The sequence below is a fragment of the Acidipila rosea genome, assembly GCF_004339725.1.
Lineage (GTDB): Bacteria > Acidobacteriota > Terriglobia > Terriglobales > Acidobacteriaceae > Acidipila > Acidipila rosea.
The window spans coordinates 419,357-442,481 of record NZ_SMGK01000002.1 but is presented as its reverse complement, the minus strand read 5'-3'; the positions used below and the strand labels follow the sequence as shown (position 1 = coordinate 442,481).

20 protein-coding genes are annotated in these 23,125 nt (G+C 57.9%); 7 read left to right on the top strand and 13 right to left on the bottom strand.

Translation table 11 applies throughout. From position 1 onward, the window contains the following. The first annotated feature begins 104 nt into the window (after positions 1-104). Genes C7378_RS06945 through C7378_RS06915 form a run of 7 tightly spaced genes read left to right on the top strand, consistent with a single transcriptional unit; the run spans position 105 to position 9,469 of the window. Entirely contained in the window at positions 105-1,397 is a 1,293-nt protein-coding gene (locus C7378_RS06945; RefSeq protein ID WP_131993892.1) for an efflux RND transporter periplasmic adaptor subunit, read from the top strand. Beyond that, positions 1,398-4,568 carry an efflux RND transporter permease subunit gene (locus tag C7378_RS06940; RefSeq protein ID WP_131993889.1) on the top strand — a complete coding sequence of 1,057 codons (3,171 nt, stop codon included), beginning with the start codon at positions 1,398-1,400 and terminating at the stop codon, positions 4,566-4,568. Between the two features lies 1 nt (position 4,569). Further along, positions 4,570-5,997 carry a TolC family protein gene (locus C7378_RS06935; protein WP_131993886.1) on the top strand — a complete coding sequence of 476 codons (1,428 nt, stop codon included), beginning with the start codon at positions 4,570-4,572 and terminating at the stop codon, positions 5,995-5,997. Continuing rightward, entirely contained in the window at positions 5,997-6,962 is a 966-nt protein-coding gene (locus C7378_RS06930) for a LysR substrate-binding domain-containing protein (RefSeq protein WP_131993884.1), read from the top strand. The genes C7378_RS06935 and C7378_RS06930 overlap by 1 nt, the downstream gene beginning before the upstream one ends. Before the next feature lie 33 nt (positions 6,963-6,995). Further along, the gene (locus tag C7378_RS06925) at positions 6,996-7,883 is read left to right on the top strand and encodes a universal stress protein (protein WP_131993881.1); all 888 of its coding nucleotides are present in this window, start codon (positions 6,996-6,998) and stop codon (positions 7,881-7,883) included. Between the two features lie 12 nt (positions 7,884-7,895). Continuing rightward, positions 7,896-8,777 (top strand): ABC transporter ATP-binding protein, encoded by an 882-nt coding sequence (locus C7378_RS06920; protein WP_131993878.1) that lies wholly within the window; start codon positions 7,896-7,898, stop codon positions 8,775-8,777. Then, positions 8,774-9,469: a hypothetical protein gene (locus C7378_RS06915; protein WP_131993875.1), complete on the top strand. Its 696-nt coding sequence runs from the start codon at positions 8,774-8,776 to the stop codon at positions 9,467-9,469. The genes C7378_RS06920 and C7378_RS06915 overlap by 4 nt, the downstream gene beginning before the upstream one ends. Before the next feature lie 6 nt (positions 9,470-9,475). On the opposite strand, the gene C7378_RS06910 is transcribed toward C7378_RS06915, so the two are convergent. The 13 genes from C7378_RS06910 to C7378_RS06850 all read right to left on the bottom strand — a co-directional run bounded on the left by C7378_RS06910 (position 9,476) and on the right by C7378_RS06850 (position 23,100). Continuing rightward, complete coding sequence (locus C7378_RS06910) at positions 9,476-10,966, bottom strand: NADH-quinone oxidoreductase subunit N (protein ID WP_131993872.1); 1,491 nt, start codon at positions 10,964-10,966, stop codon at positions 9,476-9,478. Further along, positions 10,963-12,462, bottom strand: a complete 1,500-nt coding sequence (locus C7378_RS06905) for a complex I subunit 4 family protein (RefSeq protein WP_131993869.1) — start codon at positions 12,460-12,462, stop codon at positions 10,963-10,965. Before C7378_RS06905 ends, C7378_RS06910 begins: the two co-directional genes overlap by 4 nt. Before the next feature lie 12 nt (positions 12,463-12,474). Beyond that, on the bottom strand, positions 12,475-14,469 hold the full coding sequence (gene nuoL / locus C7378_RS06900; protein WP_131993866.1) for an NADH-quinone oxidoreductase subunit L: 1,995 nt from the start codon (positions 14,467-14,469) through the stop codon (positions 12,475-12,477). Further along, a complete protein-coding gene (gene nuoK / locus C7378_RS06895) occupies positions 14,466-14,771 on the bottom strand; it encodes an NADH-quinone oxidoreductase subunit NuoK (protein WP_131993863.1) in 306 nt (101 codons plus the stop codon). The genes nuoL and nuoK overlap by 4 nt, the downstream gene beginning before the upstream one ends. Before the next feature lie 2 nt (positions 14,772-14,773). Next, positions 14,774-15,268 (bottom strand): NADH-quinone oxidoreductase subunit J family protein, encoded by a 495-nt coding sequence (locus C7378_RS06890; protein ID WP_131993860.1) that lies wholly within the window; start codon positions 15,266-15,268, stop codon positions 14,774-14,776. 75 nt (positions 15,269-15,343) lie between these two features. Then, complete coding sequence (gene nuoH / locus C7378_RS06885; protein ID WP_131993857.1) at positions 15,344-16,393, bottom strand: NADH-quinone oxidoreductase subunit NuoH; 1,050 nt, start codon at positions 16,391-16,393, stop codon at positions 15,344-15,346. Positions 16,394-16,406: 13 nt separating this feature from the next. Beyond that, the gene (nuoG, locus tag C7378_RS06880) at positions 16,407-18,749 is read right to left on the bottom strand and encodes an NADH-quinone oxidoreductase subunit NuoG (RefSeq protein ID WP_131993854.1); all 2,343 of its coding nucleotides are present in this window, start codon (positions 18,747-18,749) and stop codon (positions 16,407-16,409) included. A 43-nt stretch (positions 18,750-18,792) separates the two neighbouring features. Beyond that, complete coding sequence (gene nuoF / locus C7378_RS06875) at positions 18,793-20,100, bottom strand: NADH-quinone oxidoreductase subunit NuoF (RefSeq protein ID WP_131993851.1); 1,308 nt, start codon at positions 20,098-20,100, stop codon at positions 18,793-18,795. Position 20,101: 1 nt separating this feature from the next. Next, the gene (locus tag C7378_RS06870; RefSeq protein ID WP_131993848.1) at positions 20,102-20,611 is read right to left on the bottom strand and encodes an NADH-quinone oxidoreductase subunit NuoE family protein; all 510 of its coding nucleotides are present in this window, start codon (positions 20,609-20,611) and stop codon (positions 20,102-20,104) included. Continuing rightward, on the bottom strand, positions 20,608-20,961 hold the full coding sequence (locus tag C7378_RS06865; RefSeq protein WP_131993845.1) for a hypothetical protein: 354 nt from the start codon (positions 20,959-20,961) through the stop codon (positions 20,608-20,610). The genes C7378_RS06870 and C7378_RS06865 overlap by 4 nt, the downstream gene beginning before the upstream one ends. Next, entirely contained in the window at positions 20,958-22,190 is a 1,233-nt protein-coding gene (gene nuoD, locus C7378_RS06860; RefSeq protein ID WP_424221391.1) for an NADH dehydrogenase (quinone) subunit D, read from the bottom strand. Before nuoD ends, C7378_RS06865 begins: the two co-directional genes overlap by 4 nt. 8 nt (positions 22,191-22,198) lie before the next feature. Further along, positions 22,199-22,696, bottom strand: coding sequence for an NADH-quinone oxidoreductase subunit C (locus C7378_RS06855; protein WP_131993839.1), 498 nt, complete (start codon positions 22,694-22,696; stop codon positions 22,199-22,201). Beyond that, complete coding sequence (locus tag C7378_RS06850; protein WP_131993836.1) at positions 22,693-23,100, bottom strand: NADH-quinone oxidoreductase subunit A; 408 nt, start codon at positions 23,098-23,100, stop codon at positions 22,693-22,695. The genes C7378_RS06855 and C7378_RS06850 overlap by 4 nt, the downstream gene beginning before the upstream one ends. Positions 23,101-23,125 lie beyond the last annotated feature (25 nt).

Genomic DNA, 23,125 nt, shown 5'->3' with positions numbered 1-23,125 from the left:
AGGGAGTGGTGTATCCATGCGCCGCCCCATGAATACATGCTTTGGCGGGATCAGTGTATCTGCGCCTTGGCCCCAATAGAAATTTCGAAGAAGGTGTTCTGACTATGCGGAAGCGATCTTCCTTGATCTGGATCGGCATCGTTGTCGTCGTCCTTGCTGTAGTGCTGGTGCTCTATAAAGGCCATCAAAAAGACGAATCGAAGGCCAGTGCGGCTGAAAGGCCATCGAGTACACCTGCAGCCAGGGTGGTAGCGGTTAAGCGCGGCGCCATTGAACATGTGCTGACCCTGGCGGGTCAGTTCCAGCCCTATCAGGTGGTGGATGTCCACGCCAAGGTAGCTGGCTACATCAAAAACATCTATGTCGATATCGGCGATAAGGTCCATGCGGGCGAGACGCTGGCCATCCTAGAGGTGCCGGAACTCAATGCCCAACTGCAGGAGACGGTTGCCGAAGCACAGCGGGCACGCGAAGAGATTACCCGCGAAACTCACGAAGTGCAGCGCACGGAATCAGTCCACGCAGCCCTTCACGCCGATTACACGCGCCTGATCGCGGCATCCAAGGCGCAGCCAGGATTGATCGCGCAACAGGAGCTGGACAATGCCCAGGCGAAGGATCTTTCGTCCGAGGCGCAGATTGACGCTGCGAAGTCGGCCTTGGCTGCCGCGAAGCAGCAGGCTGCAATGGCGAGCGCCAACCGCGAGAGGGTCAACGACCTCAATGACTATACCCATGTTGTCTCTCCGCTGAACGGCGTTGTGATCTGGCGCTATGCCGATACAGGCGCGTTGATCCAGGCCGGGACATCTTCTGAAGTACAGAGCCTGCCGGTGGTCAAGGTTTCTCAGAGCGACCTGCTTCGTCTGCGGGTGCCGGTGCCGGAGAGCGCCGTGGCTTACGTGCATGTCGGGCAGCCGATGCAGGTGAGGGTGGATGCGGTCAACCGCTCCTTTACCGGCATGGTTGTGCGGTTTACCCGCAATGTCAGCCTCGACACGCGCACGATGGAAACGGAAATCGATGTTCCGAATAAAGACCTCTCCCTTACTCCGGGAATGTATGCAAACACCATGCTGGAGCTGGCGCACCATTCCAACATTCTCACGGTGCCTGTTGAGGCCGTGATGAAGGAGGGTGACGATCAGGTAGTGCTGGTGGTCAACCAGCAGAACAAGGTTGAGAAGCGCGTGGTGCAGGTCGGCATCGCAGGCTCTCACCTGGTTGAGATCAAGAGCGGCGTGCAGGAAGGCGATCGCGTGATTGATGGCGGCCAAGGCAAATACGAACACGGCGAGACGGTCGATCCGCAGCTTGCGCCCTCACCGAACAACGACATTATGCACGAAGCCGGCAGCATGATCGACTTGAATACGGAGTCGGGAGGCGCGGAGTAGATGCCTAAGTTTGCCCTTAAATACCCGTACTTCATCATCATGCTCTGCCTGGTTGTTGCCCTCATTGGAGTGGTCAACATCCTGAGCATGCCGGTCGATCTGTTTCCTGAGATCAAGATGCCAGTCGTGGTGGTGGCGACGTTCTATAACGGTATGCCACCAGAACAGATCGAAGCCGATATTACCGACACCTTTGAACGATTCTTTACCCTCGGCGCAAATATCGATCATAGTGAATCCCGTTCTCTGACAGGCGTTAGTCTCATCAAGATTTACTTCAAGCCGGGCACCGATCCGAACTCGGCTCTAAGTAATATCGCAAACCTCGCAATGGCCGATCTTCGGCGATTGCCTCCCGGTACTTTGCCGCCTGTGGTGCTTGGCATGGACGCATCGAGTATGCCGGTGTGCCTGGTGACCCTGAAAGGTAAGGGGCTGAACGAAACGGAACTCAAGGATCTGGCGCAGTTCCAAGTAAGAAACCAGATCTCGAATGTGCAGGGCGCATCGGTGCCGCAGCCGTTTGGCGGTACGTACAGGCAGATTCAGGTTTATGTCGATCCACAGAAGCTGGAAGCTCATAACCTGAGCCTGATGGATGTTGTAAAAGCGGTGAACAGCTCCAACCTGATCTTGCCGGCAGGTGACGTTCGTATCGGGAGCAAAGACTACAACATCTACGCGAACAGTCAATTTGGCAGCGCTAAAGGCATGAACGCTATGCCATTGAAGACGGTCGGCAACTCTTCAGTGCTGGTAGCGGATGTAGGAAAAGCGGAAGACTCCGGCGCGCTGCAGTACAACATTGTGCGCATCGATGGACAGCGCTCGGTCTATGTGCCCGTGCTGAAGCAGGGCGGCAATAGTAATACCATCACCATCGTCAACGGTATGAAGGAAGCGATCAAGAACCTGGTCGACATTCCTACATCGCTCAAGACTGCGGTGGTGTTCGACCAATCCATCTTCGTAAAACTTGCAATCAAGAACCTCATCAAGGAAGCATCAATCGGCCTTGGACTTACCGGTCTGATGATTCTGATTTTCCTGGGGAGCCCGCGCGCAACGTTTGCGGTGCTGCTGTCCATTCCGCTGTCGGCGCTGGTCTGTCTGCTCATCACAAACGCGATGGGCGGCTCGATCAACACGATGTTGCTGGGAGGACTGGCGCTGGCGTTTTCTCGATTGATCGATGACTCGGTCGTGGTGCTTGAAAATATCTTCCGATTTATGGAAATGGGAAAGCCGCCACACGAAGCAGCCGAAGAGGGCGGCATGGAAGTTTCGCTTGCCGTGCTGGCCGCAACTTCCACGACCTCGATCGTATTTTTCCCGGTTACATTTCTGACCGGCGTCAGTAAATACATCTTCACTCCGCTGGCGCTCGGTGTTGTGCTCTCGATCTTTGCCTCCTACATTTTCGCAATGACGGTGGTGCCGCTCTACTGCGCCAACTTCATCAACCTGCACCATGGAGAGGGTGAGGAACACAAGAAGCGCTCGTGGTTCGATCGCTTCGTTGCCAGATTCAATGAATACTTCCAGCACTTTCTGGATAGCTATGAATCGCTGGCGAAGCGGGTGCTGGTGCGGCCGGGCTTCACTGCGGCGGTCATTCTGGGCAGCATCGTTCTGGTTCTGGCTCTGCTCTTCCCGTTTCTCGGAAGAGCTTATTTCCCGCGCACTGATCCAGGGCAGTTTGTGATCAACCTGAGAATGCCAAGCGGCACGCGGCTTGAAGTGAGCAACGACTATGTCGCGAAGGTGGAGAAGATCATTCGCGACACTGTCCGTCCCAAAGACATGGACATGATCGTCTCGAACATCGGCGTCTATCCTGATCTTTCCTCGATCTACACCAGCAATGCTTCGATGGACACGGCATTTGTGCAGACAAGCCTGCAGGAAGATCACTCCATCGGCAGTTACAAATACATGGACATGGTGCGTCGTAAGCTCTCTCAACAGATGCCGGAGCTCACCACGTACTTTCAAGGCGGTGGTCTGGTTGACTCCGTCATCAATCAGGGCTTGCCTGCGCCGATCGATATCCAGATCAGCTCGATGAATATGGACGGAGCATACGCGCTTGCCGAGAAACTCTCCGACAAGATCAAGCGGATGCCAAACGTGAATGACGTTTTCATTCCCCAGGATGTGCACTATCCAGGTCTTGCGCTGAATATCGATCGTGAACGCGCAAGCCAAGTTGGGCTTTCGGCGGAAGATGTGGTCGATAACGTTATTACAGCAATGACTTCCAGCGGCATGATCGCGCCAAGCTACTGGATCGATCCCAAGACCGGCAACAACTACATGGTCACGGTGCAGTACTTCAACCGCAATATTCAACACATGAGCATGGAGGACTTCAAGAATATTCCTCTGCGTGGAGCAAACATCACCGGATATACGCCGCTGCAATCGGTGGCGCAGATCAAGGAGATCAATACTCCAACCGAAGTGGATCACTACCAGATCCGACGAGTGATCGATATCTATGTATCGACCAAATCGGAGGCGCTGCAAGGGATTGACAAGGATATTCAGAAGCTGATCGCGCAGCAGAAACTGGATCGCAACACTCGCATCACGGTGCGCGGCGCGGTCGTCAGCATGAAGGACGCTTTCGAGAAATTCGGCTTGGGACTTGTCGTGTCGGTGCTGCTGGTCTATCTGATCCTGATGGCCCAGTTCACCTCGTTCATCGATCCATTCATTATTCTGATGGCGATTCCTCCGGGGTTGGCTGGGGTGTTGATAACCCTGCTGATTACGGGCAGCACGCTCAACATCATGTCTCTGATGGGCGTGATCATGATGACCGGTATCGTTGTGTCGAACAGCATTCTCATCGTCGAGTTCGCAGGCATTCTGCATGGTCAGGGATTGCCTCTGCTCGAAGCGACCGTGCAGGCGTGTAAGGTGCGTCTGCGACCCATCATGATGACTTCGCTGGCAACCCTGCTGGGCATGATCCCCATGGCGCTCGGTTTTGAAGCAGGCAGCGAGCAGTATGCTCCGCTGGCTCGCGCGATCATCGGCGGTCTTGCTGTTTCAGTGGCTGTGACGGTCTTCCTGGTACCTGCTGTTTACCTGGTCGTACACGGTCGCCGGGAGAAGAATGGCCTCGATGTTCGTCATAACGATCCGCTAGAGGAGGCGCACTGAGATGCGAAGGACCTGCAGTAATCTACTCTCATTCGCCGTGGCGGTTTCGATTGGCGCCACCGCGACCTTAGCTCATGCACAATCCAACCCGGCAGGAAGACTGCCGGATGCACCAGTAGCGGCGTTTCTCCAGACTGGTGGCGCGGCCACGGGGCCTACCGGTATGCAGCAACCGGGCACGGCGCCATCTGCACCCGGAGAGAATGGAAAACTAACCCGCCGCGAGGCCGAGCAGATGGCGCTCGAGCACAACCCGCGTGTTTCAGTGAGCAAGCTCCTTGCCATGGCGCAGCACCAGGTCTATCGCGAAACCAGGTCGGCTGAGTTGCCTCAGCTGAATGGGAGTGCGACTGCTCTGGATGCGCAGGAAGCAAGCCGTATCTCCTCCGGCGCGCTGACGTCATCCCGACTGCTCGTGCATGCGGGCGCAGGCGTGGAGTTCAGCCAGTTGCTCTTCGACTTTGGCCGGACACGCAATCTTGTCGGATCCTCTAAGCTGCAGGAGCGCGCGCAGAATGCGAATGCCCTTGCCACTCAGGAAGACATCGTGCTGGCCGCGGACCAGGCATTCTACAACGCACTGCAGGCGCAGGCCCTGCTGGAAGTAGCGAACCAGACGGTGAACCAGCGAACCGCTACCGACACTCAGGTAGGAGAGATGACGAAGAATAACCTCAAGTCAACTCTCGACCAGAGCTTCGCCGATGTTGACCTATCGCAGGCCAAACTGTTGCAACTCGATGCTCAGAACAATGTAGCGGCCACCATGGCCGCACTGGACGATGTTCTGGGTCTTGACCATGAGGTGCAGTATCAGCTGGTCGACGATGCCGGCGACCTGCCTTCGTTACCCCCCGATCCTAAGGCTCTTGTGCAGTTGGCCATTCAGCAGCGCCCTGACCTGCAATCACTCAACTACAATCAGCAGTCTGCTATGAAGTTCAGCCGCGCGCAGCATGACCAGATGTTGCCGACGATCAGCGCGCTGGGCACGGTAGGCATCACTCCAGTTCGCCCTGACAACTACTACAACGACAACTGGTGGGGTGGTATCGGGGTCAATCTGAACGTGCCGATCTTCGATGGCTTTCTCTATGTTTCGCAGGCGAAGGAAGCTGCGCTTCGCGCGCAGTCTGCGTCGGAACAGACCCGCAATCTGCGTAACATGATTGTGCGCGACGTCAATACTTCCTGGATTGCTGCGAAGAATGCCTACCAGAAAGTATCGGTGACGGCGCAGTTGCTCAAGGAGGCCAATATGGCCTTTGGACTGGCGAAAACTCGGTACCAGTTGGGACTGAGCAACATCGTAGAGCTTACCCAGGCCCAGCTGCAGCAGACCAGCGCACAGATCAGCAACACCAACGCACAGTATCAATACCGCTTATCGCTTGCGACATTGAACTATGAGATCGGAGCGACTCCATAATGGAAAATTTTCGTTTAAGGGTCTTTCGCCTGGTGGCGGAGACCCTCAACTTTCGTCGTGCTGCAGAAGAGCTTCATCTAACGCAGCCAGCCGTTACCGCGCAGATCAAGGCGCTTGAAGACAGTTTGGGGATTGCGCTCTTCGATAGGATCGGGCGCAGCATCAGTCTGACACCGGCAGGCTCAACCCTGCTGCAGTATGTCCGTCGGATTGAGAGCATCACCAATGAAGCGGTTGCAGCGCTGGCACCTTTTGGGGGCCAGGAAGGCGTCGATATCTCCATCGGCGCCTCGCACACGGTCGCGGTCTATCTGCTGCCGCAGATACTGCCGGAACTTCTGCGGGAGTGGCCGACGCTACATGTGCATGTCGTCGGGGGCAGCACGAATGAGGTGCTCGCGGCGCTGACGAATCATCAGGTGAGTATCGGCCTGATCGAGGCGCCAGCGTTTCGTCCCGATCTCAAAATTGAGCCGTTCATGGAAGATGAACTTGCGCTCATCGTAAGACCTGACCATAAGTGGGCTAAGAAGACACTGCTTCGTGCAGCTGAGCTTGTGCAGGAACCGATTCTGCTGCGCGAACCTGGCTCCGGCATGCGTCGATTTGTAGAAGAGTATCTGGAACGAAATGGCGTATTGCGGAAGCAGCTTCGCACGACCGTTGACGTGAACTCGACAGAGGCGATTATTTGCGCTGTGGAGGCGGGACTTGGTGTAGGCTTTGTTCCGTGGCTTGCGCTGGATAAGGCGCTGAAGCTTGGCACGATCAACACGGTTGCGCTTGAAAACGGACCGATCAAGCGCCAGATGAGCACGGCGCTCTTGACGGGTCCTGAGCCGAAGGGGCCAGTTGCACTGCTGATCCAGCAGTTGCGCTCTGCTGCTGCGCAACTGAAGCTGAAGACGCCAAGATTTCCGCGCGAAACTGCTGCGACGGCGCGCGTGGAAGTGGCGGCGAACTAAGACGCAACTAAGAGGAAGAAGGAGATTGCCCGAGTGGAAGTAATTGGAGACCGTCCTGAGATCAGTTTCGACCCGATTTTATTTGCGACTGATCTGCTGCCGGATTCATACAATGCAGGCGAGTATGCATTGCTGCTGGCGAAGCATTTCTCAGCGACAGTCCACATCGTGCACGCCTTCACCATATCCCAGCCTGCGATGGAAGTTGAAGCAGCCCGAAAGGTCTTAAGCAGGCAGCGCGCAGATCTCCAGCATCAACTCGACCATATTGCGAGCAACTTTGCTGCGCAGGGCATCAAGGTTGTGACGGAACTCGTCGATGGTGATCCAGAGACAGTGATTCCCAAGGTAGCTGTGGACATGGATGCATCGTTGATTGTGCTTGGCACGCATGGCGGGAATCGTTTTGATCGCCATACCATCGGATCAGTGTCAGAAGCCGTGCTGCTGCATGCGCGGCTGCCGACGCTTACTGTGGGGCCGCTTGCTGTGCATGGAAGCTCAGTAAAGCTGCCGCTGCGCCGCATCCTCTACGCAACGGATCTTTCTGCTTTCGCCAGTAAAGCTGCACCTTATGCCGTGGCGCTTGCAGAGTACTTCGGGGCAGAGCTGGATGTGTTGAATGTTGTCCCGGAGTCTTCGGTCGAGCATCCGGAGCGCTGGAGCGAGTTGAGCGAAAAGTTCTATCGGAGACTGGAGACAGTGGTTCCGGATCACGCGCGAGAGTTTTGCGATCCTCATACGTTCGTCGAAGTGGGCCGCGCGCGCGAACAGATCGTCAAGCATATCGTCGAGCGTGAGATCAACCTGCTGGTTCTCGGGATTCAGCGGGTTGACGCTAACGCGTTCCAGCTCCGTACATCGAGCGCCTTTCATATGATTCTTGAGGCGAAATGCCCGGTGTTGACCATCGCCGGATGAGACAATGCCGATGTGGCTGCGCGGCTGGAGTTCGACAGGATAAGTAAACGCTTCGGGTCGAAGCTGGCGCTCGACAGCTTATGCCTGCGTGTCGAGCCTGGCGAGATCCTCGGGTTTCTAGGCCCAAATGGAGCGGGCAAGACGACTGCTATCCATCTGGCTCTCGGCTTTCTCAAAGCAAGTGCGGGTTCAGGGACGCTGCTCGGCTCTCCACTCGGCACAGCCTCGGCACGCGCGCGACTGGGCTACCTGCCGGATGCGCCCGCATTCTTCGCCAGCAGTACAGCCTTCCAGGTAGAACTGGCGGCGCGGCTCAATGGTATGCGCAGCAGCGAGATCAAGGGGCGGGTGCGTCAGCTGCTCTCAAGACTCGGTGTCGAGTCAGTGAAGGATGCGCGCAAACTCTCCCGTGGAATGCAGCAACGCCTGGGACTGGCACGCGCGCTGGTGAATGAACCGGAACTGCTCATCCTCGATGAACCAACCTCGGCGCTAGACCCCTCAGCGGTGAGTCAGGTGAGGGAATTGCTGCTTGCCGCACGAAACGCAGGCCACAGCATTTTCTTTAGCTCCCATCAGCTTTCAGAGGTGGAGCAGGTCTGCGACCGTATAGCATTCCTCAACCATGGTCGACTGGTTAAGCTGGGCAGTCTCTCGGAGCTGCTGCACGATCAAGCCCTTGCGGAGGTAGTTGTGCGCGGGGTCACTGCGGGGCAGCTGGATGGACTTTTCGCAGAAGTGCTCCCAGGCGGCCAGCTTCGCATTCTAATACCCCAGGCGCGGCAGCGCGAGGTCATAGAGCGGATCTGGATGGCTGGCGGCGAACTGATTTCCACCGCACCGCGGCGCAGAACGCTGGAGCAGCTCTTTGCCGAGTGGAGCCGCGAACTATGAAGAAGTCAATGCTGATTGCGCGACAACTCTTATGGCAGAATCGCTGGTTGTTTGCGCTTCTGATGTTGTGGCCCTACCTGATGGGAGTTCTCCTGGTGGCGAGCGGCAGCCAGCTCGATCCTGAAGATTTGTTGGCGATCCTCCATCAGGAGTGTATCTATGCTCTGGCGCTGGTAGCCGTTACTGCGAGCACTCAGCTTGGCAACGAGCAGCGTTCACGGCGGATCGCTACAGTGCTGGCTGAGGCGGTCAGCCGAGGAGAGTATCTCGCCGCTCTCTGGTTGACGGCAGTGGTGCCCTTGCTTCTGTTTCTCGCTGGATTTGCGATCACCGGATCTGCGCTGGCCGTCTATGCGGGAAGCTCGGCGGGAGGGGTTCTCTTCATGGCGTTGCTGGTGACCGTAGTCGGCCTGTGGGCTGCTGCAGCGAGTTTGCTGTGGTCGATTTTCCTGCCTGCGGTCTTTGCATCGATCGCAGCGATCACGAGTGTAGGACTGGTGATTCTGGCGGGTGATTACGGAGTGCCGGGGCCGGGAAGACTGATGATGGAAACGCTCAGGACGGGGTTTGTCGTTCCAAGGAGACTGACGGTGGGAGGCGATGTAATTCTCAGCATCGCTTCAGCGGCCGTGATCTTCGCGGCGGCCTGGTGGCTCTTTGACCGCCGCGATCTCAATCTCACTGCTGAGTAGATACTCCTACTGGTGAGTAGCCGATGGGGCCGGGTTGGCGATGCCGCTGGTCAGCGAGACTGCGGCGTTGTGTGACATAGCCAGGATTTGTCCCGGCACGATTCCAAGGATAAGGGTGCCGGAGATGGTGATGACGAGCGCCAGCAGGAGTGCGAAAGAGGCGCGCGGCATCGGATCGAGAAGTGCATTGTTGGTCGGCTTGGAATAAGCAGATGCAAGCAAACGCAGATAGTAGAAGGCTGCGATGCCACTGTTCACCAGGCCGATGATCGTGAGCCATACCATGCCCGAATGAAGCGCAGAGGCAAAGACGTAAAACTTGCCGAAGAAGCCACCGGTGAAGGGGATGCCGATCAGCGAGATAAGGAAGAAGCCGAGCGCTCCGCCCAACAGGGGCGAGCGGTAAGCCAATCCTCGATAGTCGCTGATGAGGCTGAGTCGTTCGTCATAGCCGCTCGCGTGGCTCACTACCGCGAAGATCCCGACATTCATCGCCGCATAGCTCATTGCGTAAAAGCTTGCTGCGGCGATGCCATCCGTCGAAAGCGCGGTGAAGGCGACCAGCAGATAGCCGGCGTGCGCGATGGACGAATAGGCGAGCATGCGCTTGACGTTCTGCTGGCGAAGCGCGCCGAGGTTGCCGATCGTCATTGAGAATGCCGCCATCAGCCAGAGCAAGGGCTGCCAGTGCGCATGGAGGGCAGGGAAGGCAACATAGACGATTCGCAGTAGCACTGCAAAGGCAGCAGCCTTGGGAGCGGTGGACATGAGTCCAACCACGGGCGAAGGTGCCCCTTCGTAGGCATCGGGAGTCCAGACATGGAATGGCGCAGCGGAGACCTTGAAGCCAAGGCCGATAAGGATCATGCCGAGGCCGATGGTAGCGAACATGGGAACCGCGCTCGTGCCCAGTTGGGAAGCAATCGCGTTGATGTCGGTCGTACCGGTCGCCCCAAAGATCAGAGCGATGCCATAAAGGAAGAAGGCCGTGGCAAAGGACCCAAGAAGGAAATACTTGAGGGATGACTCAGTGCTCTTGACGTTCTTCCGGCGGAATCCCGCCATGATGTAGGTGGAGATTGAAGAGATTTCGAGGCCGATGAAGACCAGCAGCAGCTCAGTGGCGCTGGTCATCAGCATCATGCCGACAGCACCGAAGACCATCAGCGCGAACAGCTCGCCCAGGCTCTCTGTGTTGGCGTTTGCAGTGTCGATCGTGACCAGCAGAGAGACGAGCACGATGAGGGCGATCAGGACATGGAAGAAGACGCTGAAGGCGTCCGTCTGGATCACGCCGTAGTATGCCGTGCCTGCCGCCATGCCGAGCTGAGCGAAGCTTGCAGCCAGGGAGGCAAATACGCTGAGGACAGCGAACCATCCGAGCGGTTTGCGGCTGGTGCTGTGGCCGAGCAACGGCTCAATCAGCATGATGAGTACGCCGGCAATGGTCAGGATTACTTCAGGCAGAATGCGAAGCAGTTGGAAGTTGGCTGTCATCGTCTCTCCGCCAGGGACATCGTGTAGTGGACGCCGTTGGCCAGCTCATGGGTGGCGCCGTCGATTGCGCGAATCCAGTAGGGCGAAGCCACGCCCATGATGAGCATCAGCAGGGCCATGGGCCAGAGTGCAAGCTGCTCCCGCGCAACTACATCGTAGGCGGGACGGTTGGCTACAAGCGCGGATTGCGGGCCGTAGAAGATGCGCTGGATCATCGAGAGCATGTAGGCAGCGCTCAGGATGACACCGATCGTTGCAGCTGCTCCCCAGGCCATGTGTGTGCGGAAGCTGGAGCTGAGGATCAGGAATTCACCGACAAATCCGTTGAGGATGGGCAGGCCAATGAGCGAGAGACCGGTAATCACGGTCAGCGTCGCCATGTTAGGCAGTTTCGTCGCAAGCCCCCCGTAGGCGGCCAGTTCGTACGTTCCGTAGCGCTCGTATAGGGCGCCGGCGAGGATGAGCAGGGCGCCGTCCGAGATGCCGATATTCAGTATCTGGTAGACGGAGCCGTCAAGCCCCATGACGGCGAAGCAGAAGATGCCCAGGATGCAGAAGCTGAAATGACCCAGCGTGGAATAGGCAATCAGCCGCTTCATATCGCGCTGTACCAGCGCGAGCAGTGCTCCGTAGAGGATGCCGATGACGCCGATGGCGATCATCCACGGCGCGACTTCGCGAGCCTGTACAGGGAAGAGTCCGAGGTTGAAACGGATGATGGAGTAGAGGCCAAGCTTGCCGGCGACTACCATCGCCATCGCGGTGGGTGCTTCGCTGATGGTATCGCTCAGCCAGCCGTGCAGCGGAAAGACTGGAACCTTGACCGCGAAGGCTACCAGGAATGCGAGGGAGACCCACATCAGCGCCTTGGGGGCGAACAGCATGCTGTCCTGCGCGAGGATGTGCTGCATCTGAACGAAGTCGAAGGTGCCTGTCTTTGCGTAGAGCCAGAGGATCGCTACCAGGAAAAGCGCCGAGGGGAGGAACGTATAGACAAAGAACTTGAGGGCCGTCTGGGGTCCGCGCTCGCGGCCGAACATGGCGATCAGGATGGACATCGGCACCAGAGACAGTTCCCAGAAGCCGTAGTAGAGAAACATGTCGAGCGAAACGAAGACGCCGATCATGGCCGTCTGCTGCAGCAGGAAGAGGAAATAGAACTCCTTGGTGCGTGTTTCAACAGCCTTCCACGAGGCCAGCACTCCGAGAGGTGCAAGAAAAGCAGTAAGTACGATGAGCCACATGGAGATGCCGTCGATGCCCATGTGGTAGCGGATGTTCGGGCTCGTGATCCAGGAGTGGTTCTCTTCAAACTGGAAGCCGCTCTGGCCATAGACGTAATGCCACGGCAGATGCAGCGCAAGCGCGAAAGTGAGCAGCGAAACCAGCAGAGTAAACCACTGGATCACCCTGCCGCGCCGTGGCAGCAGCGCAACGACCAGCGCACCTGCGGCAGGTACGAAGGTCGTCAGCGAAAGAATGTGGTCGTTCAGCACAGATCAGGTCCTTTACCGTAGCGAGAGGTGCGCGCCGAAGCCGAAATAAGTAAGCAGCAGCAGGCCTGCGGCGCCCAGCGCCAGCCAGCCTGCATAGGAACGGATGTTGCCGGACTGCAACCGCTGTACGATTGCGCCCATGCCTTGCGTTGTGTAGGCAGCCGCGTAGCTGCCGCCGTTGATGACGCCTGTATCGATAAGCCCCTTGAGCACAAAGCGGGAGAGGAACAACACAGGTGCAATGACAACTGCTCCGTAGAGTTCATCAATCCAGTATTTGTTGAGCAGAAGGTTGTAGAAAGCCCGCAGACTGACAGAAAGCTTCTCCGGCAGTTCCGGCTTGGCGAAATAGAACAGATGCGCCAGGAACCATCCTGCGAGCGCGACCAGCGTCGAGATAAGGGCAAGCGTCACTTCAAGAGAGTTGCTGCCTGCCTCGGCGACGTGTTGGCTCGCCAGTGCAGGGGCCAGAAAGTGTCCGAACCAGTTGCCACCGCCGAGACCTTCCGGCCATCCCATCCATCCGCCGATGACTGAGAGGACTGCGAGGATAGCAAGCGGTCCAAGCATGATCCAGGGGCTCTCGTGGATGGCGTGATGATGCTCATCAACCTCGGCATGGTGGGAGGACGCGGGTGTGTGAGCGTGTGCTGCGGCCTTCTCTGCGCGGTTCTCACCGAAAAAGGTCAGATACCAGAGGCGGAACATGTAGAACGAAGTCAGGAACGCAGTGAAGAGACCGACGAACCAGAGAAGCTTGCCAGGACCGGGTGCTGTGAAGGCGTGATAGAGAATCTCATCCTTGCTGACGAAGCCCGCAAGCGGGGGCAGGCCGGAGATCGCGAAGACGGCCATGGTCATCGTCCAGAAAGTGACGGGAATCTTCTTGCGCAGACCACCCATGACTCGCATGTCCTGCTCACCGCTGAGGGCGTGAATGACCGAGCCTGCGGCGAGGAAGAGCAATGCCTTGAAGAACGCGTGGGTGACCAGATGGAAGACGCCGGAGGAGTAAGCTGCGACTCCGCAGGCTAGGAACATGTAGCCGAGTTGCGAGATGGTGGAGTAGGCGAGTACGCGTTTGATGTCGGTCTGAACGAGTGCTACCGTTGCGGCGAAGAAAGCCGTCGCTGTTCCGATGATGGCGACAGTGCTGAGCGCCAGCGGGGAACGGTCAAACAACACATGGGTCCGTGCCACCATGTAAACGCCGGCTGTGACCATCGTGGCCGCGTGGATGAGTGCGGAGACTGGTGTGGGGCCTTCCATCGCATCCGGCAACCAGGTGTAGAGCGGAATCTGGGCCGACTTGCCGGTTGCGCCGAGCACGAGGCAAAGGGCGATCGCGGTGAGGAATCCGCCGTGCAGTTCCGGGTGCGCCGTTATCTGCGAAAAGATGCTGCTGAAGCTGAGCGTTCCGAAATGCGCGATGAAGAGGAACATCGCCAGCAGGAAGCCGAAGTCGCCGACCCGGTTGACGACAAATGCCTTTTTCCCGGCATTCGCAGCGGAGTCGCGCGTGTAGTAGAAGCCGATCAGCAGGTAGGAAGCAAGACCCACACCTTCCCAGCCCACGAACATCAGCAGGTAGTTCTCGGCGAGCACCAGCGTGAGCATGAAGAACATGAAGAGATTGAGGTAGGCGAAGAAACGCCAGTAGCCATCTTCATGCGCCATGTAGCCGGCGGAGTAGAGGTGAATCAGGAACCCGACGCCAGTGACTACCAGCAACATGACCAGCGTCAACTGATCGAGCGCGAAGGTAAAGTCGGCATGGAAGCTGCCTGCAGCTATCCAGGTGCCGAACTGCTCGAGGTGAGGCAGCGAGAGCGAGGAAAACTGCGATGCTATGCCAAGCACCTGGAGAAAGGGAATCAGGGTAGCAATGAGCGCAACAGCCGTGACAAGCGCACGGGGAAATCTGCGCCCAAGCAGGGCGTTGACTAGGAAGCCGGCAAAGGGAACCAGCGGAAGCAGCCAGAGATGAAGTGAGTGCGTGCTGGTCATAGTTTCATCAGGTCCACTTGGTCTACGTTCAGGGTGTTGCGGGCGCGGAAGATGGCAATGATGATCGCAAGTCCAACGGCAGCCTCAGCTGCCGCGACCACCATGACGAAGAAGACGAAGATCTGCCCGCTTACGCGGTGCCACTCATGCGCAAAAGCTACAAAGGTCAGGTTGACCGCATTCAACATCAATTCAATCGACATGAAGACGGTGATGATGTTGCGCTTGATCAGAAAAGCTGCGACACCGATGGAGAAGAGAATCGCGCTGAGGACGAGGTAGTACGCAATGGGAACGTCCACGATCAGTGCTCCTTTCGCGCCAGCGCGACTGCGCCGAGGATAGCAATGAGGATGAGCACGGAGGTCACTTCAAAGGGAAGCAGAAGGTCGCGGAAAAGTACGCGGCTGAGATCCCCGGTGGTGACAAGATAGCTCCCCAGCCGCGCATTGCCGAGATGGCCGCGATTCGACAGGAAGATATAGCTTAGGAGTCCTAGCAGTACTGCCGCGCCGGGAAAGCCGGCGATATAGGCCATCCTGCTGCCGTGAGTACGTTCTTCACGACCCGCATTGAGCAGCATGATGACGAAGGTGAACAGCACCATGATCGCGCCTGAGTAGACGATGACCTGTGCCGCAGCCAGAAACTCCGCACCGAGCAGCAGATAAAGCACGGCAAGCGAAGACATGACCACGATAAGCGATAGCGCGCTGTTAATAGGGTGGCTCTGGAGCAGAAGGTTCAATGCTCCCACTACGCAAAGCCCGCCAAAGATGAAGAACAGAACTAGATGCATGCTCTCAAGCCGCTCAATGAACTACAGGGAAGAAGGAAGAAACGGTTACGCGCCGAAAGTAGATTGTAAATCACTTCAGCCCGCGCGGAACGCCAGCCAAAGGCTGGTGAAGATGATATTTGCGATTGCTACTGGGAGCAGAAACTTCCAGCCGAAACCCATGAGCTGGTCATAGCGGAAGCGTGGCAACGTGCCGCGCACCCAGATGTAAAGAAAGAGAAAAAAGAAGACTTTGAGCACAAACCAGAACACCGGCAACAGCGCCTGGACGACCGGACCGCCTACGGCTGGCAACAGGTTGCCGAAGGGGCTTGTCCACCCGCCAAAGAAGAGCAGCGTGGCAACGCAGCTCACGGTAATCATGTTGGCGTACTCGGCCATGAAGAACATGGCGAACTTCATCGAACTGTACTCAGTATGGTAACCGGCGGTAAGCTCGCTTTCAGCCTCCGGCAGGTCGAAGGGGGCGCGATTCGTCTCGGCATAAGCGGCCATCAGGTAGATGAAGAAAGCCACAAATTGCAGTCCGCCGAAGACGTTCCAGGAAAGCATTCCGTGAGGCGCCTGGATGTTGACGATGTCGCGCAGTCGAAGGGAGCCAGCGCGCATTACAACGCCAACAAGGGAGAGCCCAAGCGCCAGTTCATAGCTGATGAGCTGGGCGCTCGCGCGCAGGGAGCCGAGCAGGGAGTACTTGTTGTTCGAGGACCAGCCGGAGAGCGCGATGCCGTAGACGCCGATGGAGGTAACTCCGAGGATCACGAGCAGTCCGATATTCAGGTCCGCAATCTGGAAGAGATCGACACCTTTGTAGCGGATGTCGGCCCCAAAGGGGACGACCGAGATTGACAGCAGGGAGCACGCGAGGGCGATAATCGGCGCCGCGATATAGAGCGGCCGATAGACCGCGGTAGGCAGCAGATCTTCCTTCAGGAAGAGCTTGATGCCGTCGGCCAGAGGCTGCAGCAGCCCGAAGGGGCCTACGCGCGAGGGTCCCCAGCGGTTCTGGATGCGTCCGACAACCTTGCGCTCCAGCAGCACAGTATAAGCAACTGCCGTCAGGAAGATCACCAGCACTACGGCGATCTTGACGATGCTCAGCAGAAAAAATACCAGTAGGCTCACGCTTTATCTTTCCTTAGTCTGCCGCTGTTTCCGCGGGTTTGGTGGTGCGCGACTCCATCACAGAGTGGAGCATCCTGCTGTAGCGTCCGAGTGTGCCGGAGGTAAAGAGCGTGTCGTTGGCGGGAAGCACCAGGTCTCGACGCGCGGGATCGAGTTCGATCTGAACCAGATCGCTCCTCGTCTGCTTGTCCTGCCCGCCGAGCAGCTCGAATCGGGAGACATTGTAAGACGGCACGAGGCGCTGAATTTCGTCGAACACTGCGAAGGGATCGAACGGGCTGAGCTTCGGCTCGAGGTTGTTGGCCGCTAGCCAGACTGCGTGACGATCGGCCTCGCCGGACTGTGCACCGCGCGTCTGGCCCATGTCGGCACGTACACCACGACCGAAGGGGACCAGCTTCTTCGGGTCGGCGCCCATCTTGTCCGCGAGACGAACAATCAACTCAAAGTCAGTGCGAACGCCTGCTTTGTCGGCAGCCTTCTTGGCTAACTGAAGGTCGCCATAGGTGTTGGTGACGGTACCGCTCTTCTCGTAGAGATTGGCGGCGGGAAAGATGACGTCTGCGACTGCGGCCGTCTCCGTCATGAACATGTCCTGCACGATGAGGAAGGTATTCTTCAGCGCCGTAGGATCGATGCCGTAGCGCTCGACTGGATTTGAGCCGACGACATAGAGCGCGCCAAGATTGCCTGCTTCCGCCGCGTCGAACATCTGCAGCATGTCGAGTCCGGGAGCAGACGGAAGCGATGGATACTCCTCACCGAAGTGTTTTGCGGCTGCAAGTGGTACGTAGCCGGGTAGCAGATCCGGCATCAGGCCCATGTCTGCTGCGCCGCGGGAGTTGGCATAATCGCCGAGCGCCGCGAACTTCACATTGGGAAGTCCCAGGCCAAAGTCGACCAGTGATTGGATATCGCGACCGCGGAACTCCGAACCGAAGGCGATGACCAGAGACTCTTCCTTGCGGAGCGCTTCCCGGAAGGCAGCAGAAATCTCGGTACCATCAAACCCTGCTTCGTTTCCTGCCAGGTACTGAACCAGAGCTGCATAGCCATCCTGCGGTATCTGGAGGAAGGATTTCGCCTGGCGGTGCAGCTTGATGTCTGCATGGTTGGCGACATAGAGCCGCGCGCGATTCTGGCGGACATTGCTGCGGATATTCCACGCCAGTGCGGGATGTTGTTCGGTTGCATCGTTGCCGAGCAGCAGGATTGCCGGTGCGGTCAGAAAGTCGCGCAGGGAAGCGGTGCGGCCTGCTTTACCCTGCAGGGCAGCCGCAAAGCTGGCGTAGTCTGCCGTGCGATGGTGGTCGATGTTGTTGGTGTTGAGAACCGTGCGCGCGAATTTCTGCAGCAGGTAAGCTTCTTCATTGGTTGTGCGCGTGGAGCCGATGACGCCGATCGCGCTGCCGCCGCGGGTATCGCGAATCTCACGCAGCTTCATTCCCGCGTGCTCGAGCGCCTGCTCCCAGCTGACCTCGGCCAGCTGGCCGTTGGGTTGCCGCACGAGGGGCTTGGTGATGCGGTCCTCGCGGGTGGTGAAGTCGAAGGCGTAGCGGCCCTTGATGCAGAGGAAGTCGCCGTTCATGCCGCTCTTGTCACGGTTGTCGCCGCGAATGATCTCAGAGCCGTCATCCACACTGCGAACGCCAAGGGTGGTCTTGCAGCCATCGCCGCAGTGGGTGCAGACGGTGGCGACGTGGTTCATCTCCCATGGCCGCGTCTTGTAGCGGTAGGTGCCGGAGGTGAGCGCGCCAACCGGGCAGATGTCGATGCACATGCCGCATTCTTCGCAGTCGAGATGGTCTTCGCCGTTGGGCGAGATCACGCTCGAAACGCCGCGATTCTGTACGCCAAGCGCCCAGACATCCATGCCTTCGCCGCAGACACGAACGCAGCGGTAGCAGAGGATGCAGCGAGGACGATCAAAGAAAACGACCGGCGACCACTGCTGCTCCTCACGGTGCTGCTTGATCTCGACGTACTTCGACTCCGCTGCTCCGTACTTGAACGTCATGTCCTGCAGTTCGCACTCGCCGCCCGCATCGCAGACCGGGCAGTCGAGAGGATGATTGCCGAGCAGCAGTTCGAGGATCGCCTTCCGCGACTGCTTGATCTCGTCGCTCTCAGTGGTCACAACCATGCCTTCAGCGACAGGCGTGGTGCAGGCGGTTTGCAGCTTGGGAACCTTCTCGAGGCGCACGACGCACATGCGGCAGGCGGCCTGGAGCGAGAGTCCGGGATAGTAGCAGAAGGCAGGAATCTCAATGCCCGCCTTGCGGCAGGCGTCAATGAGCAGCGTGCCTGCAGGTGCAGTGAGCTTCTTGCCGTCGACGGTAAATGTTACGTCAGCCATATTTTCCTTGCGCTCTCAGCCGGAGAGACTCGGTTGATTCCGCTTAAACCAGCACAGCCTCGCGCTGATGCTCGTAGGGGCAGCCTTTGCCGTTCAAATGCTCTTCAAACTCGTGGCGGAACTTCTTGACGAAACCAATCGTCGGCATCGCCGCTGCGTCTCCGAGCGGACAGAAGGTTCTGCCCATCATGTTCTCGGCCAGGTAGCGGATGTTGTCGATGTCCTTATCGACCGCGCCGCCTGCGTGGAGCCGGGTGATGGACTTCTTCAGCCAGTCTGTACCCTCACGGCACGGGATGCACCAGCCGCAGCTCTCGTGCTGGTAGAACTTGATCGTTCTCAGCGCGAACTCGACCATGCAGACACTCTCGTCGATGACGACTACGCCGCCTGATCCGAGCATGGTGCCGGCCTTTGCCATCTGGTCGAAGTCCAGGCCTACGTCAATTTCTTCTGGGAGCAGCACCGGTGTAGACGAGCCTCCGGGAACGACAGCCTTCAGCTTCTTGCCGCCGGGAATGCCACCTGCAACCTCGTAGATGGCACGCTTGAGGTTGAAGCCCATCGGCAGCTCGTAGACGCCGGGACGCTCAACGTGTCCGCTGATACCGAAGAGTCGCGTTCCACCATTGCGCTCGGTGCCGACCTTTGCGTAGGCCTCGCCGCCCATCAGGAGAATGTGGGGTGCGGTGGCGATGGTCTCAGCGTTGTTGATGACCGTGGGGCCGCCGTAGAGTCCGACCACGGCAGGGAAGGGCGGCTTGATGCGCGGCACTCCGCGCTTGCCTTCGAGCGATTCCATGAGAGCGGACTCTTCGCCCACTTCATAGGCCCCTGCACCGGTTTGCGTGACGACTTCGAAGTCAATGCCGCTGCCGAATATGTTCTTGCCGAGAAAGCCCTTGGCGTAAGCATCGGCGACTGCCTTCTCCATGATCTTGAGCAGGTAGCGATACTCGCCGCGGAGATAGATGAAGCCCATCTTCGCCCCGATGGCGAGACCGGCGATCAGCGTGCCCTCGATAACGGCATGCGGATCGTGGAGGAAGATCAGGTGATCCTTGCAGGTGCCCGGCTCGCTTTCGTCGCCGTTGACCAGGACGTACTTCGGCTTCTCGGACTGCTTGGGCACAAAGGACCACTTCATGCCGGTGGGGAAGCCTGCGCCGCCGCGCCCGCGAAGGCCGGAGGCCTTCATCTCGGCGATGATCCATTCAGGACCCTTCTCGATGGCAGCCTGAGCAGCCTTGTAGCCGTCCAGCTCAATGTATCTGTCAATCTCTGCTGCGCCTTGTCCGAAGCGGCGGGAGATGATCTTCACTTCATCCGGGTGAGAAACAAGCCTTGGCATACTAAAGGGTTTCCTTCCCGCGCCCAGCGCGATAGTCTTCGAGAACTTTATCCATCTTTTCCGGTGTCAGGTCGTCGTAGAAGTCGTAGTTGATCTGTACGGCCGGTGCCCAGCAGCAGGCCCCGATGCACTCCACCTCTTCGAGAGAAAAGAGTCCATCCGGGGTGACCTCTTTGTGTCCGATGCCCAGCCGCTGCTTGCAGTGATCGAGGATGCCGTAGCCATCCTTCAACATGCAGGAGATATTCGTGCAGACCTGCACGTTGTACTTGCCGACTGGCTTGGTCCGCAGCATGGAGTAGTAGCTGAGGACGTTCCGCACATCCAGCGGGGTGATGCCGATCCTTACTGCAATCTCTTCGACGACTGCATCCGAGATGTAGCCCACTTCATCCTGCGAATAGAGCAGCATGGGGACGAGCGCTGACCGGCGTACAGGGTAGAGGGTCACCAGCTTGTCGAATCGCGCCGCCAGGGCAGGCGAGAAAATTGTGGTTGCGGGTGTACTCATGCTGCGCGATCCTCGTCCAGAATTTTGGCTGTGAATGCTTCTGCTGCTATTTCGAGATCAATTCGACCCATGCGATCGCTGAATTCGACCGTACTGTCTTCATGAATGCGGAAAGTACCGCTCTGCTGGCCTGTCGCAAGCGTCCAACGCCCGTGCCCGGTCTTTTCATCGAAGACGATCGTCAGCAGGGAGTCCGGCGTTGTCACCGTTAACTGGCTGCTGCTGGCCTCGATGACGGCATGGCCGCTCTTGCGGCCCAGTTCATGAGCCGCCGCATACGAGCGTATCAGGGATACGAAGGACGTCCACAACTCGGAGTAGACCCGTGTGCCATCGACAAGGGAGCTCACCGGTCGATCTCCCCTAGGACGATGTCGATCGAGCCGATTACGGCGACAACGTCGGCAATCAGGCGGCCTGCGCACATTGTCTGCAGCGCCTGCAGGGTTGCAAACGAAGGATTACGCATGTGCACCCGGTAGGGCTTGGCCGTACCGTCGCTGACAACGTAATAACCCATCTCCCCGCGCGGCGATTCGACGGCCTGATAGACCTCGCCTGCTGGAACCTGGAAGCCTTCTGTCACAATCTTGAAGTGATAGATGAGGGATTCCATCTGGGTCTTCATCTTTTCGCGGTCAGGCAGGACGATCTTAGGAGCGTCAGCCTTGATGGGGCCGCCTGGCATACCATCGAGTGCCTGCTGGGCGATCTTGACCGATTCGCGCATCTCCTCCAGGCGCACCACGTAGCGCGCCCAGACGTCGCCATCGTTGGAGATCGGCACGCGGAACTGGAACTTTTCGTAGCCGGAGTAGGGCATATCGCGGCGCAGATCCCAGTCAACACCGGAGGCGCGTAGCGGCGGACCTGTGACACCAAGCGCGATAGCATCCGCTGCGCTCAGGTGGCCGACACCCTTCAGACGTCCGACCCAGATGGGATTGCCGGTCAGCAGATTCTGGTATTCATCGATCTTCTCGGGAAGAATCTTCAGAAGATTGCGAACCCGATCAAAGAAGTCCAGCGGCGGCTCGAGCGCAATGCCTCCAACGCGGAAGTAGGAGGTCATCATGCGCTGCCCTGAAACCATCTCAAAGATGCGCAGAATCTCTTCGCGCTCGCGGAAGGTGTAGAGGAAGACAGTGAGCGCGCCAATGTCCATGGCATGCGTGCCCAGCCAGACCAGATGCGAGTTCAGCCGCGTCAACTCATTGAGCAGCACGCGAAGATAGATCGCACGCTCCGGAATCTCTATCCCGATCAATTTCTCCACCGCGAGGCAATAGCAGAGATTATTCGTCATCGGTGAGAGGTAATCGATGCGGTCAGTCATCGGCACAACCTGCTGATAGAACTTAGCCTCGCAGGTCTTCTCAATGCCCGTGTGCAAATAGCCGATGTCTGGCACCACCCGGGTGACCGTTTCACCGTCGATTTCAATCACCAGACGCAGTACGCCGTGGGTAGATGGGTGTTGCGGGCCCATGTTCAGGACCATTGTGCGGTCGCCTGAACCCTCTTCCGGACGGGCCTGGAGCAGGGTGGAGGTCGCTACAAAATCAGAGATCTCTGGCATGTCTGGCATTAGCGGTAGCCCTCCACGGGGTAGTCCTTGCGTAACGGGTGACCTTCCCACTCCTCCGGCATCATGATGCGCCGAAGATCAGGGTGGCCATGGAAGCGGACTCCGAAGAGATCCCAGACCTCGCGTTCGTAGAAATTCGCCGAAGGCCAGACGGAGGTGATGCTCTCGATGCTGAGGTCAAGGCTCTCAACCATCGCCACCAGCCTCACGCGCTGTTTCTGCTGCATGGAGAGGATGTGATAGGTAACCTGGAAGCGCGGCTCCGCCGGATACCAGTCGACACATGTCACATCTTCAAGAAACTCGTAGCCCCCGGCCTTCACTGCGCGGGCTGCTGCACGGATGTCGTCTTTCGCAATGGTGAGGGTCAACTCGCCACGGTCGTACTTGGCGTCAACCAGCGCATCCTCTTTCCAGCCAAGCACTGCGGCCAGAGCGCGGTTGTCAGGCAGTGCTTCACGCACTGCATCCTTGCCGAAAACAGACGCCTCACTCATAGGTCGCCCTTGTCCTGAGCCCAATCGAGAATGCCCTTCTTCCAGATGTAAAAGAATCCAACCAGAACAAATCCGAGATAAACCAGCATCTCCCAGAAACCGAACATGCGGGAACCGGTGATGGCAGGCAGCCTGCGGTAGATGACGGCCCAGGGAAGCATGAAGACAGCTTCCACATCAAAAAGGATAAACAACATGGCGACCATATAGAAGCGGACGGAGAAACGTCCGCGCGCGTCGCCTTCGGCGGGAACGCCGCACTCATAAGCGGCCAGCTTTACACTGCTCTTGCGGTGCCGACCAATGAGCCAGGACATGGTAACCATGGAACATCCAAGCCCAACAGCCACAATTATTTGCATCATCAGCGGCAGATAGTTCCAGAAATAATTCTGCGAATGCATTCACTTAGCCTTAGAGGATAGAGAG

Coding starts and splice junctions, on each gene's coding strand:
- C7378_RS06940 (WP_131993889.1), top strand. CDS start 1,398: ATGCCTAAGTTTGCCCTTAAATACCCGTACTTCATCATCATGCTCTGC.
- nuoF (WP_131993851.1), bottom strand. CDS start 20,100: ATGCCAAGGCTTGTTTCTCACCCGGATGAAGTGAAGATCATCTCCCGC.
- C7378_RS06850 (WP_131993836.1), bottom strand. CDS start 23,100: ATGCATTCGCAGAATTATTTCTGGAACTATCTGCCGCTGATGATGCAA.
- nuoG (WP_131993854.1), bottom strand. CDS start 18,749: ATGGCTGACGTAACATTTACCGTCGACGGCAAGAAGCTCACTGCACCT.
- C7378_RS06870 (WP_131993848.1), bottom strand. CDS start 20,611: ATGAGTACACCCGCAACCACAATTTTCTCGCCTGCCCTGGCGGCGCGA.
- C7378_RS06945 (WP_131993892.1), top strand. CDS start 105: ATGCGGAAGCGATCTTCCTTGATCTGGATCGGCATCGTTGTCGTCGTC.
- nuoD (WP_424221391.1), bottom strand. CDS start 22,190: ATGCCAGAGATCTCTGATTTTGTAGCGACCTCCACCCTGCTCCAGGCC.
- C7378_RS06855 (WP_131993839.1), bottom strand. CDS start 22,696: ATGAGTGAGGCGTCTGTTTTCGGCAAGGATGCAGTGCGTGAAGCACTG.
- C7378_RS06910 (WP_131993872.1), bottom strand. CDS start 10,966: ATGACAGCCAACTTCCAACTGCTTCGCATTCTGCCTGAAGTAATCCTG.
- C7378_RS06930 (WP_131993884.1), top strand. CDS start 5,997: ATGGAAAATTTTCGTTTAAGGGTCTTTCGCCTGGTGGCGGAGACCCTC.
- C7378_RS06935 (WP_131993886.1), top strand. CDS start 4,570: ATGCGAAGGACCTGCAGTAATCTACTCTCATTCGCCGTGGCGGTTTCG.
- C7378_RS06915 (WP_131993875.1), top strand. CDS start 8,774: ATGAAGAAGTCAATGCTGATTGCGCGACAACTCTTATGGCAGAATCGC.
- nuoL (WP_131993866.1), bottom strand. CDS start 14,469: ATGACCAGCACGCACTCACTTCATCTCTGGCTGCTTCCGCTGGTTCCC.
- C7378_RS06890 (WP_131993860.1), bottom strand. CDS start 15,268: ATGCATCTAGTTCTGTTCTTCATCTTTGGCGGGCTTTGCGTAGTGGGA.